Annotated in this window: 14 protein-coding genes; 7 read left to right on the plus strand and 7 right to left on the minus strand. The window is 56.5% G+C overall.

Going from position 1 to position 15,836, the window contains the following annotated elements; all coding sequences use genetic code 11:
• Nucleotides 1-20: 20 nt before the first annotated feature.
• Nucleotides 21-917 carry a LysR family transcriptional regulator gene (locus AAER43_RS13505; protein ID WP_045269557.1) on the plus strand — a complete coding sequence of 299 codons (897 nt, stop codon included), beginning with the start codon at nucleotides 21-23 and terminating at the stop codon, nucleotides 915-917.
• Here AAER43_RS13505 and AAER43_RS13510 read toward each other — a convergent pair.
• Both AAER43_RS13510 and AAER43_RS13515 read right to left on the minus strand, forming a co-directional pair.
• On the minus strand, nucleotides 896-1,654 hold the full coding sequence (locus tag AAER43_RS13510; RefSeq protein ID WP_057057609.1) for a PhnD/SsuA/transferrin family substrate-binding protein: 759 nt from the start codon (nucleotides 1,652-1,654) through the stop codon (nucleotides 896-898). The genes AAER43_RS13505 and AAER43_RS13510 overlap by 22 nt on opposite strands.
• A complete protein-coding gene (locus AAER43_RS13515; protein WP_047344663.1) occupies nucleotides 1,647-2,615 on the minus strand; it encodes a fatty acid desaturase in 969 nt (322 codons plus the stop codon). Before AAER43_RS13515 ends, AAER43_RS13510 begins: the two co-directional genes overlap by 8 nt.
• A gap of 148 nt (nucleotides 2,616-2,763) precedes the next feature.
• On the opposite strand from AAER43_RS13515, the gene AAER43_RS13520 reads away from it, so the two are divergent.
• Nucleotides 2,764-3,744: a helix-turn-helix domain-containing protein gene (locus AAER43_RS13520; RefSeq protein WP_057057610.1), complete on the plus strand. Its 981-nt coding sequence runs from the start codon at nucleotides 2,764-2,766 to the stop codon at nucleotides 3,742-3,744.
• Nucleotides 3,745-3,822: 78 nt separating this feature from the next.
• Entirely contained in the window at nucleotides 3,823-4,833 is a 1,011-nt protein-coding gene (gene gap / locus AAER43_RS13525) for a type I glyceraldehyde-3-phosphate dehydrogenase (RefSeq protein WP_023330621.1), read from the plus strand.
• A 40-nt stretch (nucleotides 4,834-4,873) separates the two neighbouring features.
• On the opposite strand, the gene AAER43_RS13530 is transcribed toward gap, so the two are convergent.
• Nucleotides 4,874-6,061 carry an MFS transporter gene (locus tag AAER43_RS13530; RefSeq protein WP_014884246.1) on the minus strand — a complete coding sequence of 396 codons (1,188 nt, stop codon included), beginning with the start codon at nucleotides 6,059-6,061 and terminating at the stop codon, nucleotides 4,874-4,876.
• Nucleotides 6,062-6,176: 115 nt separating this feature from the next.
• Here AAER43_RS13530 and AAER43_RS13535 point away from each other — a divergent pair, with 115 nt between their 5' ends.
• Nucleotides 6,177-7,133: an AraC family transcriptional regulator gene (locus tag AAER43_RS13535; protein WP_023330622.1), complete on the plus strand. Its 957-nt coding sequence runs from the start codon at nucleotides 6,177-6,179 to the stop codon at nucleotides 7,131-7,133.
• Between the two features lie 15 nt (nucleotides 7,134-7,148).
• On the opposite strand, the gene AAER43_RS13540 is transcribed toward AAER43_RS13535, so the two are convergent.
• On the minus strand, nucleotides 7,149-8,489 hold the full coding sequence (locus AAER43_RS13540; protein ID WP_057057611.1) for a carbohydrate porin: 1,341 nt from the start codon (nucleotides 8,487-8,489) through the stop codon (nucleotides 7,149-7,151).
• Nucleotides 8,490-8,909: 420 nt separating this feature from the next.
• Here AAER43_RS13540 and AAER43_RS13545 point away from each other — a divergent pair, with 420 nt between their 5' ends.
• Nucleotides 8,910-10,595 carry an alpha,alpha-trehalase gene (locus AAER43_RS13545; protein WP_014884249.1) on the plus strand — a complete coding sequence of 562 codons (1,686 nt, stop codon included), beginning with the start codon at nucleotides 8,910-8,912 and terminating at the stop codon, nucleotides 10,593-10,595.
• A gap of 82 nt (nucleotides 10,596-10,677) precedes the next feature.
• On the opposite strand, the gene AAER43_RS13550 is transcribed toward AAER43_RS13545, so the two are convergent.
• Both AAER43_RS13550 and AAER43_RS13555 read right to left on the minus strand, forming a co-directional pair.
• The gene (locus tag AAER43_RS13550) at nucleotides 10,678-12,780 is read right to left on the minus strand and encodes a TonB-dependent siderophore receptor (RefSeq protein ID WP_057057612.1); all 2,103 of its coding nucleotides are present in this window, start codon (nucleotides 12,778-12,780) and stop codon (nucleotides 10,678-10,680) included.
• A 112-nt stretch (nucleotides 12,781-12,892) separates the two neighbouring features.
• A complete protein-coding gene (locus tag AAER43_RS13555; protein ID WP_014884251.1) occupies nucleotides 12,893-13,147 on the minus strand; it encodes a GlsB/YeaQ/YmgE family stress response membrane protein in 255 nt (84 codons plus the stop codon).
• A gap of 207 nt (nucleotides 13,148-13,354) precedes the next feature.
• Here AAER43_RS13555 and AAER43_RS13560 point away from each other — a divergent pair, with 207 nt between their 5' ends.
• Nucleotides 13,355-14,086, plus strand: a complete 732-nt coding sequence (locus AAER43_RS13560) for a flagellar brake protein (protein ID WP_014884252.1) — start codon at nucleotides 13,355-13,357, stop codon at nucleotides 14,084-14,086.
• A gap of 37 nt (nucleotides 14,087-14,123) precedes the next feature.
• Here AAER43_RS13560 and emtA read toward each other — a convergent pair whose 3' ends face one another.
• A complete protein-coding gene (emtA, locus tag AAER43_RS13565; RefSeq protein ID WP_014884253.1) occupies nucleotides 14,124-14,735 on the minus strand; it encodes a membrane-bound lytic murein transglycosylase EmtA in 612 nt (203 codons plus the stop codon).
• Between the two features lie 106 nt (nucleotides 14,736-14,841).
• On the opposite strand from emtA, the gene ldcA reads away from it, so the two are divergent.
• Nucleotides 14,842-15,756 (plus strand): muramoyltetrapeptide carboxypeptidase, encoded by a 915-nt coding sequence (ldcA, locus tag AAER43_RS13570; protein WP_050861735.1) that lies wholly within the window; start codon nucleotides 14,842-14,844, stop codon nucleotides 15,754-15,756.
• The last annotated feature ends 80 nt before the right edge of the window (nucleotides 15,757-15,836 follow it).

The raw sequence follows: 15,836 nt of genomic DNA on the forward strand, positions 1-15,836 counted from the left end.
CTGTTCGCGAAGAGTCATCCATGGATATTAAACAGTTAAAATACTTAATTGCGCTCGACGAGACCCGCCATTTTGGTAAAGCGGCCTCGCAGTGCAACATCACCCAGCCGACCCTCTCCATGCGCATCCGCAACCTGGAAGAGGAGCTCGGTCTGGTGCTGATTGCACGCGGGCAGCGCTTTGAGGGTTTTACGCCAGAGGGCGAACGGATCCTGGCGTGGGCGCGTGCTCTGCTTGCCGCTCACGACGGACTACAGGCGGAAGCCGCGCTGTGCAAAGGCCAGGTGGTGGGTGAATTACGCCTGGGGATGGTTCCGCTGGCGAGCGTCGATCCGATGATCTTTATCCGCCAGTTGACGCAAAAATACCCGGAGCTGACCTACAGCCTCTATTCCATGTCCTCTGCACACATTGCCGATGGCGTCAGCCGCAACCAGCTGGAGCTGGGTATTTGCTATCTCAACAGCATCGATACCAGTCTGTTTGACATTATTCAGTTGCCTGAGACGAAGATGGGCCTGCTGCATGATATTCGTCATTTCCAGCTGGACCCGACGCCGCTGACCTGGCAGGACCTGACGGATTTTCCGCTGGGGTTCCTGACAAAAGGGATGCATTACCGGGCGCATATGGAGGCCAGCTTTGCCGCCGCCGGAATCGAACCCAGATCCGTTTTCGAGAGCGACTCTACGTTCCAGATCATTCAGGCGGTTCAGAGCGGCGTTTGCTGCGCCGTGATGCCGCTGAACAACGGGCTTGAGGCGCTAAACAACCATTTCAGGATTGTCCCCATCGCCGACGCGAACATTGAGGCACCCATCGGCCTGATAATGCGCAGGCAAAAACCCCTCTCCTCCCTGGCGCTGCGCTGTTTTACCGACGCGCAGGAGATTTATCATGCGGACAATGACGCATAAGCCTGGCGCGTGACCACGCTAAACCCGCCGATCAGCACCGCATCACAGACCGCCCGGTGCTCCGGGACGGTTACCAGCGCGTGAAGCGCATCGCGGATGGCGTTAAGCGTGTCAGGAGGTGTATGAGGCGACGTGATTAAGGGCAGGCCCGGCGTTAGCGGAGTTTGGTCAATCACCGTCAGACCCGCCAACGCTTCCGGCTCATGACGCTGCAGGAGTGCCCAGGTGACACAGTCGATAGCGGCGATATCACCCTTCCCACGTTTGACGTCAATCAGCGACTGACGGTGGCTGCCGCTGAATGACGTTTGCGAAAAGAAAGGGGCGCGGGTCACCCACGGTGCCACTTTTTTTCGCAGCGCGTGATAGCCGGACTGCGAGTCAGGAGAATTACAGACCGCCCGGCGTCCGCGAAAATCCGCCAGCGTAAGAGGCCGATCCTCCGAGCGCGTCACCAGAAAGCTGCGGTAGTGGCTCCCTTCGCATCCTGCTGCCGTGTAGTGAAAACAGCCCACCACCTGCACCTCCGGGAGCTGCGTGACCAGCGGGTAGCCGCAGGTCTGGCTGAGAATCAGCGCCGGCTGCTGCCAGTGGTTCAGCAGGTCCGATTCGGGCCAGCGGGGGACACGCTCAACGTACACGCCCCGGTCGGCCAGACGTTGTTGTACCGCCAGCCAGAGCGCGCGAGTGTCGGCGCGATCCACGGCATACATGGGAAACGCCAGCAGGTTACTCATATCTTTCCTCTTGTGTTCCGGGGTGAACGGTGACCGCCACTGGCCGGGTCAAGAACTGGCGTAGCCATTCGCCATAGCCCCTGACCACAAAACCGTGGTTACGCTGCCGGTACGCCTCGCGGTTTTGGTGGTAGATCGTCTGTAACCCATACCAGGGAACGCCCGGTAAATCGTGGTGAATGGAATGGTAGTTGAGATTTAAAAACAGTACCCGCCAGAATAGCCCAGCCTCGTTAATGACGGAACGCGCCAGCGGATCGTCCGCCGCGCGATGTTCGTAAAAGGAACGGACCTTGGTCAGCGCCAGCGCCGGATAGCTTACCGCCAGCACAAACCAGACGGGTGAAAAGCCGTTATGCGCCATCCAGGTGAAAAGCGCCGCCAGAAGCACAGCGTGAACCAGCCACATCGCCATCGCCCGCCGTTGACGCTGACGAAAGGCCGCCACGGCGATCCCCAGCGTCTGCAAAATATCCAGCAGCGGTGCCAGCACTATCCGCCCGCAGAAGGTATTGCGGGCCTGGATCATGCGCTTCTGCCAGGGAGAAAAGCGCGCCCAGCTCGCCTCTGTAAAATAGTACGACTCCGGGTCATCCACCGGGATGGTCAGACTGTCGTGACGATGATGCGCCAGATGGGAATCCCGGTACAGGCCATAGGGATACCAGACCGCCAGCGGGAGCGTGCCAAACAGCTGGTTAAGCCAGGCAAAACGCGTGGGATGCCCGTGGATCAACTCATGCTGCAGGGACATGTACCAGGCGGTAAACCAGATAAGCAGCAGCGTGGCGGGCAGCAGGCCGAGCGTTTGCCAGAACGTCAGCGTGGTAAACCAGCCAGCGTAAATCGTCAGGATCAGCAGCCATGTGGGCAATTCGCTTCGCCACAGAAATCCTGAGGCAAGATGGTGGATGCGATCGCGCTGTTGCGGATGCAAATAGAGAGATCTTCGTTTACCCATTCCTTCAGACGCCGTTTCGCCAGAGACACTACCCTGACGATCGGGGATAACGCCTGAAATGACAAAGAACTTAAATCGCTTTGCTTTGCCAGAAACAGAGGCCCACGCGCGGCTTGACTTATTCTGTGATAAAGGTACTTTTCAGGACATGAAGAAGATCTTAATTATCGTCCCTGACGGCGGCATGCTGTTTGAAGCCGCCGGTATCGCCGACATTCTGATGCAGGCTAACCGGCTGCACCCGGAAGGGCTTGCGCACCCCCGCTACCGCATTATTATCGCCACCACGCAGCCGCACCAGGTGATCCACGGTCAGTCCGGCCTGAATCTGCTGGCGGATTATCGTCTGCCTGAACTGGATCCGCGTGAACCGCTGGACACCATTATCATCACCGGACGCGGGATGAACGAGCAGGAGAGCACGGCGGTGGTGGACTGGCTGCACCTTGCTGCGCCGCATGCCCGGCGGATAGCCTCCATTTGCGGTGGCGCAATGCTGCTGGCCCAGAGCGGCCTGCTGGATGGTCGTCGCGCAACCACCCACTGGCGGTTGCTGGAGACCATGCAAACCCAGTATCCGGCTATCCGCGTCGAAGGCGGTCCACTGTATATTCAGGATGGTCCCGTCTGGACCTCCGGCGGCGTGAGCTCGGGGTTTGATCTCACTCTTGCGCTGGTGGAGGATGACTATGGTTTCACCCTCGCCCGCGACGTGGCGCAGGATATGGTGATGTACCTGCGCCGGCCCGGCGGTCAGCTGCAGTTTAGCCGCTATAGCCTTCAGCCGTCCGGCGCGTCTGGGCCAATAAGCGACCTGCAGGGCTGGATACTACAGAACCTCACTGCCGACCTGTGCGTAGAAAATCTGGCCGAGAAAGCGGCGATGAGCCCGCGCAATTTCACCCGGGTATTTACCCGGGACGCAGGCGTTCCACCTGCCCGCTTCGTGACCGAAGCGCGCCTGGCCGCCGCCAGACAGCTGCTTGAGCAAACCCGTGATTCCCTTGAGCGCATTGCTGAGCAAAGCGGGTTTGGCACCAGCATTAACCTGCACCGCGTGTTTGAGAAACAGCTCCACCTTACCCCGGGCGAGTACCGCCAGCGCTTCCACTGCCGCAGGATGGCGTAATCTGATCCTTTTTTGTCGTTTACGCCAATCGGCCTGACGCCTACAGTGACTCCAGACAACAGAGATAAGGAGTGCACCATGGTTAAGGTCGGTATTAACGGTTTCGGCCGTATCGGACGTAATTTCCTGCGCGCAGCGCTGGGTAACCCGGATCTTCAGATTGTGGCCATTAACGATCTGACGGACAGCAAAACCCTCGCCCACCTGCTGAAACACGATTCCCTTCTGGGTAAATTGCCCGCACCGGTTGAAGCGGCTGACGGCGCATTGCAGGTTGATGGCCAGCGGATCGTGGTGTTTAGCGAACGCGATCCGGCAAATATTCCGTGGCGTGAAGCTGGCGTGGATGTGGTAATTGAAGCCACCGGCTTCTTTACCGAGCGGGAAAAAGCTGCGGTGCACGTCACGCACGGTGGTGCAAAGCGCGTCATCATCTCCGCGCCCGGCAAGAACGACGATCTGACCGTCGTCATGGGCGTGAACCACGATCGCTATGATCCGGCTCAGCACGTTGTCGTGAGTAACGGGAGTTGTACCACGAACGGTCTGGCTCCGGCCGCGCAGGTACTGCATCAGCAGTTCGGGATTGAGCATGGCCTGATGAATACCACGCATGCCTATACCAACAGCCAGGCACTGCACGATCAGCCGGAAAAAGATCTGCGCGGTGCACGCGCGGCGGCGCTGTCGATTGTGCCCTACTCCAGCGGCGCTGCAAAAGCGCTCGGCAAAGTCATCCCCTCTCTGGACGGTAAGCTGACCGGGTATTCTCTGCGCGTGCCGGTTCCGGTGGTATCGATCGTCGATTTGACGGTCACCCTGAGCCGTAACGTGACTGCCGAAGAGGTGAATGACGCATTCCGCAGTGCGGCAGCCAGTGGGCCACTGAAAGACATTCTGGGGTATAGCGATGAACCGCTGGTTTCCAGCGATTATCAGGGCGATCCGCGCTCCTCCATTATCGACGGGCTTTCCACGCTGGTGATTGGCGGGAACATGGTGAAGATCCTGGCGTGGTATGACAACGAGTGGGGATTCTCCAACCGCCTGGTGGACCTGGCGGTGCTGATGGATAAAAAAGGGCTGTAAGCCTCAAGCCGGGTGGGATAAGCACCCACCCGGCATAAAATCACGCCGCTTTGACCTTCACGCCCATAAATACAATGACCATCGCCGTCACCAGCAGGAAACCACTTCCGGCAAACACGCCGCTGGCCCCGTTGAGGTCAAACACCACCCCGCCCCCGGCCGCGCCAGCGCTAATCGCCAGCTGAATGGACGCCACCAGCAGCCCTCCGGCACTTTCCGCTTCATCCGGAACGGTGGTGGCAAGCCAGGTTGACCAGCCCACCGGCACCAGACCGAACGCAAAGCCCCACAGCGCCACCAGTAATCCGTCCAGCATCGCCAGATGACCAAACGCCACCATCATCAGCGCAAGTATGCCCATGCCGAACGGCACGAGGGCCAGCGTCAGGCGCAGATTACGGGCCAGCAGATGCCCGGCAATGGAGGTGCCGACAAAGTTGGCAAGCCCGAAGCCCAGCAGGATCAGCGAAATGGTTTCAACATTTGCCTGTCCGACGGTTTCAAGGAACGGGCGCAGGTAGGTAAAGAAGGCGAAATGGCCGCTAAAGATCAGAATGGTCGCCAGCATGCCGCCAATCATGCCAGGACGGCGCAGCACGCGGAACAATGTGCCGAGGCTACCGCTACTCTCTGGCTTCATGGACGGCAGCACCCAGATCTGCCACAGCAGCGCCAGCATGCTCGGCAGAATGCAGAGAATAAAGACGTTGCGCCAGCCGATCAGGCTTCCCAGATAGCTCCCCAGCGGGGCCGCGACCACGGTGGCGATCGACACGCTGGAGAAGATCACCGCCAGCGCTTTCGGCACTTTGTCCGCCGGAACCAGACGCATTGTTGTGGCCGTCGACATCGCCCAGAACCCACCGATGGCAACCCCTAACAGCAGACGCCCCATCAGCAGAACGTGCAGAGTGGGCGCAAAGGCTACCAGCAGGCTGGAGATAATTTGCAGCACGGAAAAAAACATCAATACCCAGCGACGATCGATTTTCCGGGTCGCCGGGGTGATCAGCAGTCCGGTGACTAACGCCACCAGCGCCGTGGCGGTCACGGCCTGCCCGGCCATCCCCTCACTGACGCCCAGGCTCGCGGCCATCGGCGTCAGCAAACTGGCGGGCAGGAACTCCGCCGTTATCAAACCAAAAACCCCCAGCCCCAGTGAATAGACGGCTCGCCAGGCGGGTTTGGCAGGCGCGACGGCCTCTCTCGCCTCGACACATGCATTCATCTGTTGATCTCCCGTTATAAAAGTGTGACAACTGTCGCAAAAGCATAGAGGGTTCACCCTGGACGATCTATGACATATAATCTCCACTTATTGATTATTCGTCCGGAGTTACGCCATGACCGCACAGTCACCCGATTTGATCAGCGAACTTTTACGCGGCATGCGTCTGTCGGGGGTGAAATACCGCCGGATTGAAGCCAGTGCACCGTTTGGCGTCGCGTTCCATCAGGCACCGGGCAAGGCGCAGTTCCATTTTGTGAGCCACGGCAACGCCCTGCTGCGAATGGACAGCGGTGCAACCTTCGAACTGAGCAGCGGCGATGCGCTGTTTATTCCTGGCGGTAATGCCCATGCCCTGCTCTCTGACGACAAGGCAACCATCACTCCAGTCAACGCTTTCCCCAGCGAGCCCATCTGTAGTTCGGTCTGTGCCATTACCTGTGAGCCCTGCCCGGAGAGCGAAAACACCATCATCTTTAGCGGGTGTATGGATTTTGAGCTGGGCGGCATGCAGCCGCTGATCAAAGCGATGCCGGAAGTGATGATGGTCAGCCGGTTGATGTCCACCTGGCCGGAAATTCATCCGCTGCTGGCCGCGATGGAGCGCGAGTCAATGACGCGTCAGGTCGGGTTTGCCGGGATCCTCGCCCGTCTGGCTGACGTGGTGGCGGCATTGATTGTTCGGGGCTGGGTTGAAGCAGGCTGTGGTAAAGCGACGGGCTGGGTGCAGGTCTTACGCGATCCGCGTCTGAGCCGGGCCATCTACGCCATGCACCAGCAGCCGGGCCTGAACTGGAGCGTGGCGGATCTGGCGAAAGAAGCGGGCACCTCCCGCTCCGTGTTCGCTGAACGGTTTCTGGCGGCGACGGGGACGACGCCGGCAAAATATCTCAGCGAGCTCAGAATGCGACTGGCTATTCAGTATATTCGCCATGAAAATCAACCGATTGAAACCGTCGCGCTGCGGCTCGGTTACGGGTCTCTGGCGGCGTTTAGCCGGGCATTTAAGCGCATCATCGGCCATGCGCCGGGCACGCTTCGGGAAGTCAGCCAGACCCCGGAAGAGGTCTGACCGACTGACAGGACATCAGAAATAGTATTTAAAGCGCACGCGACCACCGTAGCGATCGTCATTTTTATTGTCACCCTCTTTCGGGGATGCATTGACCCATGACGCATACGCGCCCAGATAGATGTTGAAGTTTTTCATCTTCATGACGTTCGGGATCAGGTACGAGGTATGGATGGTATGGATGTCATACTCGCCCGGGTCGGTTATCCAGCAGTCGTTTTCACACTCTGCGTCAAACGTTGAGGTATTAAACTCGTCGATTTCGTTATGGGCATAGATGTAACCCAACTCAAAATTACGCCAGAGGGCATTAATAGCTGAGGTAAAGTCGGTTTCGCCCGTCGCGTCCAGATAAGCCGTGTTGAGATTCATGACCACTCCGTTTTCCGGATCGGTTTTGAGCCCGTCCCAGGTCATCGTGAACCCGTAGCCCGTTCTCTCTGACTGGTCTACCCAGCGCCCGGCATCGTCGCGATAGCCATAAGCGTTGTTGACCAGGTTGGTCTCCATGGCAACCGCGCTGGAAAACGGCCCATTCTGCCACGAGATGACCGGGCGCACGTAGGCCACATTTTTGTCGTTCTCAAGTTCTGCACCGTGATAACGCTGGTCGACATACAAATCGCTGCCGTCTTTAAACAGGGTATTCAGCTCAAAATACCAGTTATCCAGCGTCTTGTTCATCAGGAAGTTGCCCCCGCTGTCGGTTCGCCCACGCCCCTCCTTCAGCATATAGATATAGCCGTAGCCGTCGCTGTAGAGATCGTCTGCGGTATTCCCGGAGTATTCCACAAACGTATCCTGGTTGAGCGGGAACATGTCATAGGCCTCAAAGCGTCCGACTTTTATTTCCCAGTCATTCTCAGTGCCAAAGAAGAATACCGCATCATCCAGGTACATTTGCCCGGCGAGGTCGCCGAGCGGCTGGACGGAGAACCCGGCAAAATTGCCGTTATCCATTTTACGATAACCATCAAAGCCTAATAAAATACGTCCGTTAATATCCCAGCGTTCTTTATCGCCCGGCGCCCAGTCACTATTAGCACTTTGCTTAACAGACGTGAGGCTACCCGTTTTAATGGCGGCATCCATATTAAATTCCACATCACCGTAAAATTTAATATCACCAAACCCTGAGAGCGTCAGTTTTGGCGGAGCGGTTTTGCTCACCGGCTCTTCCGACTGCACCACAACGGCTGGCGCAGCCTGCGTCGCGGCGGCCTGCTGCTGTTTAAGCTCCTGAATTTGCGCTTCCAGTTGCGCCAGCTTTTCTTCCACGTTCATTGAGGGTTGTGCCGCCAAAAGTGCGCCGGAATAGAATGCGCTTATCAGAATTACCGTTTTCTTTAATTGCATAGAATCCATCCTGATTATAAAAGTGAATACCCAAATATCGAGCACAGCCATTTCCACCAAATACCCTCAACGGTGCTATTATGTTTTTTCACAACGTAATTATGATTTTTAACTTGTGTGATCGGCACAGAGAAAACTTGCGGTAATGAAGAGAAGAAAGACCACCCGCTTCACACTCTTATTTCATTAGGTTTATGTATATTTTAACGTGCAATATATATGATTATTTAAAGACATAATTCTTTTAATTTCATTTGCACAACTAATTCCTCCCGGCCGGACCGGACGGGCGAAGCGGTAAATTGTCTGGTTCTGCGCAAAATGGGATATTGAACACGCGAAGCGGTCGATATTCGTCTAAGGTTTTCAGGTGATTGATAACAGCGGTCACGCTGCTGAGCGAATACAGGAGACGAACAGATGATAAGACCTCGCACTTTACGCCCTGCTCTTTTGCACCTCGCGCTGGGAGGCGCACTGCTCGGTGCGACGACATTGAGTTATGCTGATGAACAGCCTGCGTTCCAGAAAAATTCCCCCGATATTTTACTTGGCCCTCTCTTTAATGATGTGCAAAGTGCCAAACTGTTTCCCGATCAGAAAACCTTCGCTGATGCCGTCCCCAAAAGCGATCCGCTGATGATCCTGGCGGATTACCGGATGCAGCACACCCAGTCCAGCTTTGATCTGCGCCACTTTGTAGAGATGAACTTCACGCTGCCTGCGGAAGGCGAAAAGTATGTTCCGCCCGCAGGACAAAGTTTACGCGAGCATATTGACGACCTCTGGCCCGTACTGACTCGTACCACCGATAAAGCCAGTAATAAATGGGATTCCTTGCTGCCGTTACCGAAGCCTTACGTTGTGCCCGGCGGACGCTTCCGCGAGGTCTACTACTGGGACAGCTATTTCACCATGCTGGGTCTCGCGGAAAGCGGCCACTGGGACAAAATCAGCGATATGGTGGATAACTTCGCCTGGGAGATTGATACCTTTGGACATATCCCCAACGGCAACCGCAGCTACTACCTGAGCCGCTCCCAGCCGCCGTTCTTCTCCATGATGGTGGAACTGCTGGCGACGCACGACAGCGATGCGCTAAAGAAATATCGCCCGCAGATGGAAAAAGAGTACGCCTACTGGATGGAGGGCGTGGATTCTCTTCAGCCAGGGCAAGCTAACCAGCGCGTGGTGAAGCTGGATGACGGTTCGGTGCTCAACCGCTACTGGGATGACCGCGATACTCCGCGCCCCGAGTCCTGGCTTGACGACGTCAATACCGCCAAAAACAACCCTAACCGACCCGCGACTGAGATCTACCGTGATTTGCGCTCCGCAGCGGCTTCGGGCTGGGACTTTAGCTCCCGCTGGATGGACGATCCGCAAAAACTCGGCACGATCCGCACCACCAGCATCGTGCCCGTCGATCTGAACGCACTGATGTTTAAAATGGAAAAACTGCTCGCGCGGGCAAGCCAGGATTCAGGCGACAGCGCCGCGGCGAGTCAATACGAGGCGCTGGCAACCGCGCGTCAGAAAGCCATCGAGAATCACCTGTGGAATGATAAAGAGGGCTGGTATGCCGATTACGACCTCAAGAGTAAGAAGGTGCGTAATCAGCTTACCGCGGCCGCTCTCTTCCCGCTCTACGTGAAGGCGGCGTCGCAGGAGCGTGCCGATAAAGTTGCCGCGGCGACCTCCGCGCGCCTGTTGAAACCGGGCGGCATTACCACCACCACTATCAACAGCGGACAGCAGTGGGATGCGCCAAACGGCTGGGCTCCGCTGCAGTGGGTGGCGACGGAAGGGTTGCAGAATTACGGGCAGAATAAGGTGGCGATGGATGTCACCTGGCGCTTCCTGAAGAACGTGCAGCACACTTACGACCGCGAGAAGAAACTGGTGGAGAAATATGACGTATCAACAACCGGTACGGGCGGCGGCGGTGGCGAGTACCCGCTGCAAGATGGGTTCGGCTGGAGTAATGGCGTGACGCTGAAAATGCTGGATCTGGTCTGTCCGAAAGAGAAACCGTGTGACAGCGTGCCGGAAAATCAGCCTGCGGCGAATGACGAGGCGGCGCCGGTGAAAGCTGCGGCGCAGTAAAGGTGTATTGCCGGGTGGCGGCTACGCCTTACCCGGCCTACGTTGGGTTTGCAGGCCCGGTAAGCGCAGCGCCACCGGGCAGTCAGAAGCTGTAGCTCGCTCCTAGCTGATACGTCCTGTCACGCCCAATCCAGCAGTTGGTTGCGTCGTAGCAGGTCAGCGTCTCTTTATTGGTGATGTTCTGCATACTCGCCTTAAGCGTCAGTCCCGCCAGCGAAGGCATGATTTCGCCCATCCGGTACGAGGCCGCCAGATCGTACTGCGTGGTGCCGCCCAGTTTACCTGCATCGTTAGCCGGTGAAATTTCCATCGGACCGGTGTAGCGTGCCCCAGCCCCCAGCATCAGCCCTTTCAGCGGCGTACTCTCGAAAGTGTAGTCCCCCCACAGATTGAAAGCGTTCTCCGGCACCTGAGTTGGACGTTTACCCTGGTATTTTTCATCTTCGGTATTGATCGCATGGGTGTAGGCATAGTTGGCAATCAGCGTCAGGTTGTCCGTCGGCCGGCTGATGGCGGAGAGCTCTGCCCCTTTGGATTCCACTTCCCCGGTCTGACGATAATTCAGGAAGCCCGGATCGGAGGTGACAACGTTTTTCTGCCGGATGTTAAACACCGAGGCGGTAAAGGTGGTGGCGTATTCAGCCAGCAGATATTTTACCCCGCCTTCCACCTGCTTGCTGGTGGTCGGTTTGACGTCTTTTGCCGTGAGCGTTCCCTGCGGTGACACCGGTGCAAAACCTTCGGAATAACTGATAAACGGTGAAATACCGTTATCGAAGGCGTAAAGCGCGCCCAGACGTTTGGTGACGCGGTCCTGCGACACCCAGGCTTTATCCCCGTTTTTCAGGTAATCGGTGGTGACGGAGCGGTAATCGTCGTAGCGCAGGCTACCCAACAGATTTAAGCCACCGAATTCCACCTGATCCTGCAGGTAGTAACCGTTCTGCTGATAGCTGAGGCGATTCTTCTGGGCGGTGTAGAGCCCCAGTGCGCCTTCGCTGATTTGCGTATAGTCAGGATCGCGCATATCCATGCCTGGCGTGGCCGACGCGTAACGGTAGTGGAAATGCGAGTTCATCTTCTGATAGTCAAACCCGGCCAGCAGATGGTGCTGCCATTCACCCAGCGCAACGGTTTTCGTCACCTGGTTGTCGATGTTGAAGCTCTTAAGATCTTCATCGGTGGTGTAAGCAAAGCGGTTGAGCTGATAAACCTCACTCCCCGTGCCTGTCGCATAGACGCTGCGCTGGTGGGTATCGACGTCAAAATAGCGCGCTTTCTGGTTAAAGCCCCAGCCGCTGTCAAACTCGTGTTCAAAGCTATAGCCCAGCATCCACTGGCGCTGCTTAAACCCACTCCATTCATCTCCGGCGTAATCACGGCGATCGGCATATTTCGAGCGCAGATAAGACAGCGGGAGCGGATTTGACGGCGTCAGGCTCGGGGAGTTTTGCGCCAGCGCATCCAGCGTGAGACGGGTTTTGCTGTCGGGCTGCCAGGTGACGGACGGGGCGACCAGGTAATTTTCATACCGGGTGGTGTGCGGCTGATCGTCATTCTCCGTCGCCTTGCCCAGCAGACGGTAATTCCAGTCGCTGTCGGCTATCTGCCCGGTTGAGTCGAGATAGCCCTCTTTCAGGTTGCGGTTACCGGTATTAAAACCGACCTCCGTTCGCGCTTCCCGCTGCGGTTTTTTACTTTGAATATTCACCAGCCCGCCCGGCGAACCACCGCCGTAAAGCACCGATGAAGGCCCTTTCAGGATATCGACGCTGTCAATCAACAGCGGATCGATACGAGCCTTGGTATTGCCGGTGACGTTATAGGGCAACTGCAATCCGTTATAGAACTCCTGATCGACGGTAAAGCCACGAATTTTGTATTCGCTCATGTAGGAGGTATTACCGCGCACTTCGGTTGAGACGCCCGGGGCATAGCGCAGGATTTCATTCACGGAGTTCGCATGACGCTTTTCAATTTCCTGGGCAGAAAGCGTATTGATGACCTGGGGCGTTTTACTTTCGGCAACGGCCGATTTCGTAGCGCTGTTCGTCCAGGCCGGCAGCGCGCTGCCCTGCTCTGAGCCCGTGACGACGATGGTAGATTCTTCGGCGAAAGCCTGGACCTGCAATGCCAGCGTGACGGCACCGGCCAGAGCGCATAACGTAAAACGTGAGGAGTTCATAATGTCGTCTTATTGTTAGATGCAATACGGAACGACAATTATTATCATTTCGATTAACAAATCAAGATTCAGGCAAAAAAAACGGCCCTCCGCAGAAAGCCGCTATGTCATTTTAGGCTCGTCGCAGTAACCTGAATATTCCCAGCACAACAATGGCACCGACGACAGCAACGAGGAAACTGTGCATGTCAAAACCACTGATGTTGCCTCCAAAGCCAAACATCGTCGCCAGCCAGCCGCCCACAACCGCACCAACAACCCCGAGAACACAGGTCAAAATGAAGCCGCCGCCATCGTTTCCCGGCATGATGAGTTTAGCGATAGCGCCAGCGATAAGACCAAAGATAATCCAGGCGATGATACCCATAGCGATGCCCTCTTTCAGGTTTAACGCATGTGCAGAAAACCTTCTGCGCAGCTAAGGTAAGTATAGGTCATCAGCATAAAATCATTTTCCTCTCACCGACTTATCTTGCGTGCAGCAATAAAAAAAACTCACCGGTTTGTATTAAGTTTGAGTGTGGATTGCCGATAACGCTCAGACAGTCTGTCATTAATCAAGGAGCCATCCGGCGTGAGTCATTACAGTGAGCAGTTCCTCAAGCAAAATCCGCTGGCTGTATTAGGGGTATTACGCGACCTGCAAAAAGGCGAAGTGCCGTTGCGCATCAGCTGGTCAAATAATCAGTTTATCAGCAAGATCCTTGACGTTTCGCAGGAGCGACTGATTGTAGACTTGGGCAGCCAGGAGTATGAAAACCGCGCTGCGCTCAGAGCGGAACATATTGCGGTGATGGCCGAAACCCATGGAGCCAAAGTGGAGTTTGTCCTGCCGCGACTGGAACTGAGCGAATATCAGGGACTTCCCGCTTTTGTGACCCCTCTTCCGGGCAACCTCTGGTTTGTCCAGCGTCGTGAATACTTCCGCATCAGCGCCCCGCTTCACCCTGCCTATTTTTGTAAGGCCAAAATGCCGGACAAAAAAGAGCTTCGTTTCCGTCTCTTTGACCTGTCGCTGGGCGGAATGGGCGCGTTGCTGGATTCAGCGAAACCGGACGGACTGGTAGAAGGCATGCGTTTTACCCAAATTGAGCTCGATATGGGCGGCTGGGGTCGCTTTTATTTCGATGCACAGCTGATTGCCATCAGCGAGCGCACGGTGGTGGACAGCAAAAACGAAACGATTACCACGCCGCGTCTGAGCTTCCGTTTCCTGAACGTCGGGCCAGGCGCTGAACGCGAGCTGCAGCGTATTATCTACTCGCTGGAGCGTGAAGCACGGGAACGTGCAAATAAAGTCCTGTGAAAAAATCGGGCAGCGCAACCGCCGCCCGTTTGCGGCATTACATGGCATCCATCGCTTTCTGTACTTTCCAGATATAACGAGGCGCCTGTGGTGCCGGATGATTCTTCGCTACATGCTCGACGAACTCATCTTTGTCCATGCCGTTGATCTCGTCTATCGCCTCTTTGCGGTCAGAGGAGAAGGTTCTGAGCAGCGCGCCCGCACCGTTCACGTAGGAGACCACCAGCGCGTATTGCATCACTTCCGGATCTTCGATGCCCTTCAGCACGCCATGTTCCAGAATGCTCAGATACGCGGTACCCATGGAAATGTTGCGTTCCGGGTTCTTCAGCTCGCTGGTCGACGGCTGTCCGCTCCAGCCCATATAGCGGTAGACCTCTCTCCCCGCCGTTGAAGCCTTAAGCTGCATCAGTCCCACCGCGTTGGATTTGCTGACGAGCGTAGGATTACCGCCGGACTCCACCGCAATAATGGCGGTGATCAGACGCGGGCTCACGCCCCAGGCCTTCCCGGCTTGTTCACTGATTGGCATCCACTGCATAGCCCGTTTCACCGGCACTTCCGGGTTCCAGGGCGGGTTTTGATAATCATGTTTTGAACTACAGCCAGCCAGCAGCACAATCAAAAAAGCAAACCATCTCAATTTCACGTCATCTATCCTTATAGCCGGTCATCGCGGTGCGCCGCCCTTGAAGCAGGCAGCGTATACGCGGCATGATATAGACAATTAGTTTCTCATTCAGCAAGGAATTGCCATGTCTCAGTTTCATCTCATCGCGCCGTCGGGCTACTGCATTAACCAGGACGCGGCACAGCGGGGCGTTCAGCGCTTACTGGAATCTGGCCATCAGGTAGAAAATCAGACAATTATCCCCCGCCGCCAGCAGCGTTTTGCCGGAACGGAAGCGCAGAGGCTGAATGATATCAATAGCCTGGTGAGTCTGAAGGGTAAGGATCGCATCGTCCTTGCCGTGCGCGGCGGCTACGGGGCGAGCAGGCTGCTGGAGAGCATTGACTGGCAGGGTCTGGCGCAGCGCCAGCAGCAGGATCCGCTGCTGATTTGCGGCCACAGCGATTTCACCGTCATCCAGCTAGGTCTTCTGGCCCTGCACAATGTCATCACGTTTAGCGGCCCAATGCTGGCCGGTAACTTCGGCGCGCCAGAGCTGGATGCGTTTACCATGGAACACTTCTGGCGCGCGCTGCGTAATCCTGCCTACAGCGTGGAGTGGCAAGGCAACGGACCGCACTGGGAGTGTGAAGGTCAGCTCTGGGGCGGAAACCTGGCGATGCTGGTCTCGCTCATCGGCACGCCGTGGATGCCGGACATCGAAGACGGCATTCTGGTGCTGGAAGATATCAACGAACATCCGTTCCGCGTCGAGCGCATGCTCTTGCAGCTTTATCATGCCGGTATCCTTGCGCGTCAGTCCGCGATTGTGCTGGGCAGCTTTAGCGGCGCTACCCCCAATGACTATGACGCGGGCTACTCGCTGGAAACGATGGTCGATTTCATCCGCTCCCGGCTGGACATTCCCGTCATCACCGGGCTGGATTTCGGCCATGAGCAGCAAACCGTCACTCTTGCGCTGGGGGCGCACGCCAGGCTGAAGCATGATGATGGCGGAAGCCTGCTCACCATCAGCGGCCATCCGGTCATAAAGGGGTAAAAAATCCGTTAAACCGCCTTAATAAAACGCTGTTACCGACGTTAATATGTTAGGGTTTTAGTAACAGCGTTAACATTGAG

The sequence above is a fragment of the Enterobacter sp. FUJ80071 genome (assembly GCF_038739915.1).
Taxonomy (GTDB): domain Bacteria; phylum Pseudomonadota; class Gammaproteobacteria; order Enterobacterales; family Enterobacteriaceae; genus Enterobacter; species Enterobacter kobei.

Excerpts from the sequence above, each read along its gene's own strand:
- ldcA (WP_050861735.1), top strand. The coding sequence starts at position 14,842 with ATGTCTCAGTTTCATCTCATCGCGCCGTCGGGCTACTGCATTAACCAG.
- AAER43_RS13550 (WP_057057612.1), bottom strand. The coding sequence starts at position 12,780 with ATGAACTCCTCACGTTTTACGTTATGCGCTCTGGCCGGTGCCGTCACG.
- AAER43_RS13510 (WP_057057609.1), bottom strand. The coding sequence starts at position 1,654 with ATGAGTAACCTGCTGGCGTTTCCCATGTATGCCGTGGATCGCGCCGAC.
- AAER43_RS13540 (WP_057057611.1), bottom strand. The coding sequence starts at position 8,489 with ATGCAATTAAAGAAAACGGTAATTCTGATAAGCGCATTCTATTCCGGC.
- gap (WP_023330621.1), top strand. The coding sequence starts at position 3,823 with ATGGTTAAGGTCGGTATTAACGGTTTCGGCCGTATCGGACGTAATTTC.
- AAER43_RS13535 (WP_023330622.1), top strand. The coding sequence starts at position 6,177 with ATGACCGCACAGTCACCCGATTTGATCAGCGAACTTTTACGCGGCATG.
- AAER43_RS13505 (WP_045269557.1), top strand. The coding sequence starts at position 21 with ATGGATATTAAACAGTTAAAATACTTAATTGCGCTCGACGAGACCCGC.
- AAER43_RS13545 (WP_014884249.1), top strand. The coding sequence starts at position 8,910 with ATGATAAGACCTCGCACTTTACGCCCTGCTCTTTTGCACCTCGCGCTG.
- AAER43_RS13515 (WP_047344663.1), bottom strand. The coding sequence starts at position 2,615 with ATGGGTAAACGAAGATCTCTCTATTTGCATCCGCAACAGCGCGATCGC.
- AAER43_RS13520 (WP_057057610.1), top strand. The coding sequence starts at position 2,764 with ATGAAGAAGATCTTAATTATCGTCCCTGACGGCGGCATGCTGTTTGAA.
- AAER43_RS13555 (WP_014884251.1), bottom strand. The coding sequence starts at position 13,147 with ATGGGTATCATCGCCTGGATTATCTTTGGTCTTATCGCTGGCGCTATC.
- AAER43_RS13530 (WP_014884246.1), bottom strand. The coding sequence starts at position 6,061 with ATGAATGCATGTGTCGAGGCGAGAGAGGCCGTCGCGCCTGCCAAACCC.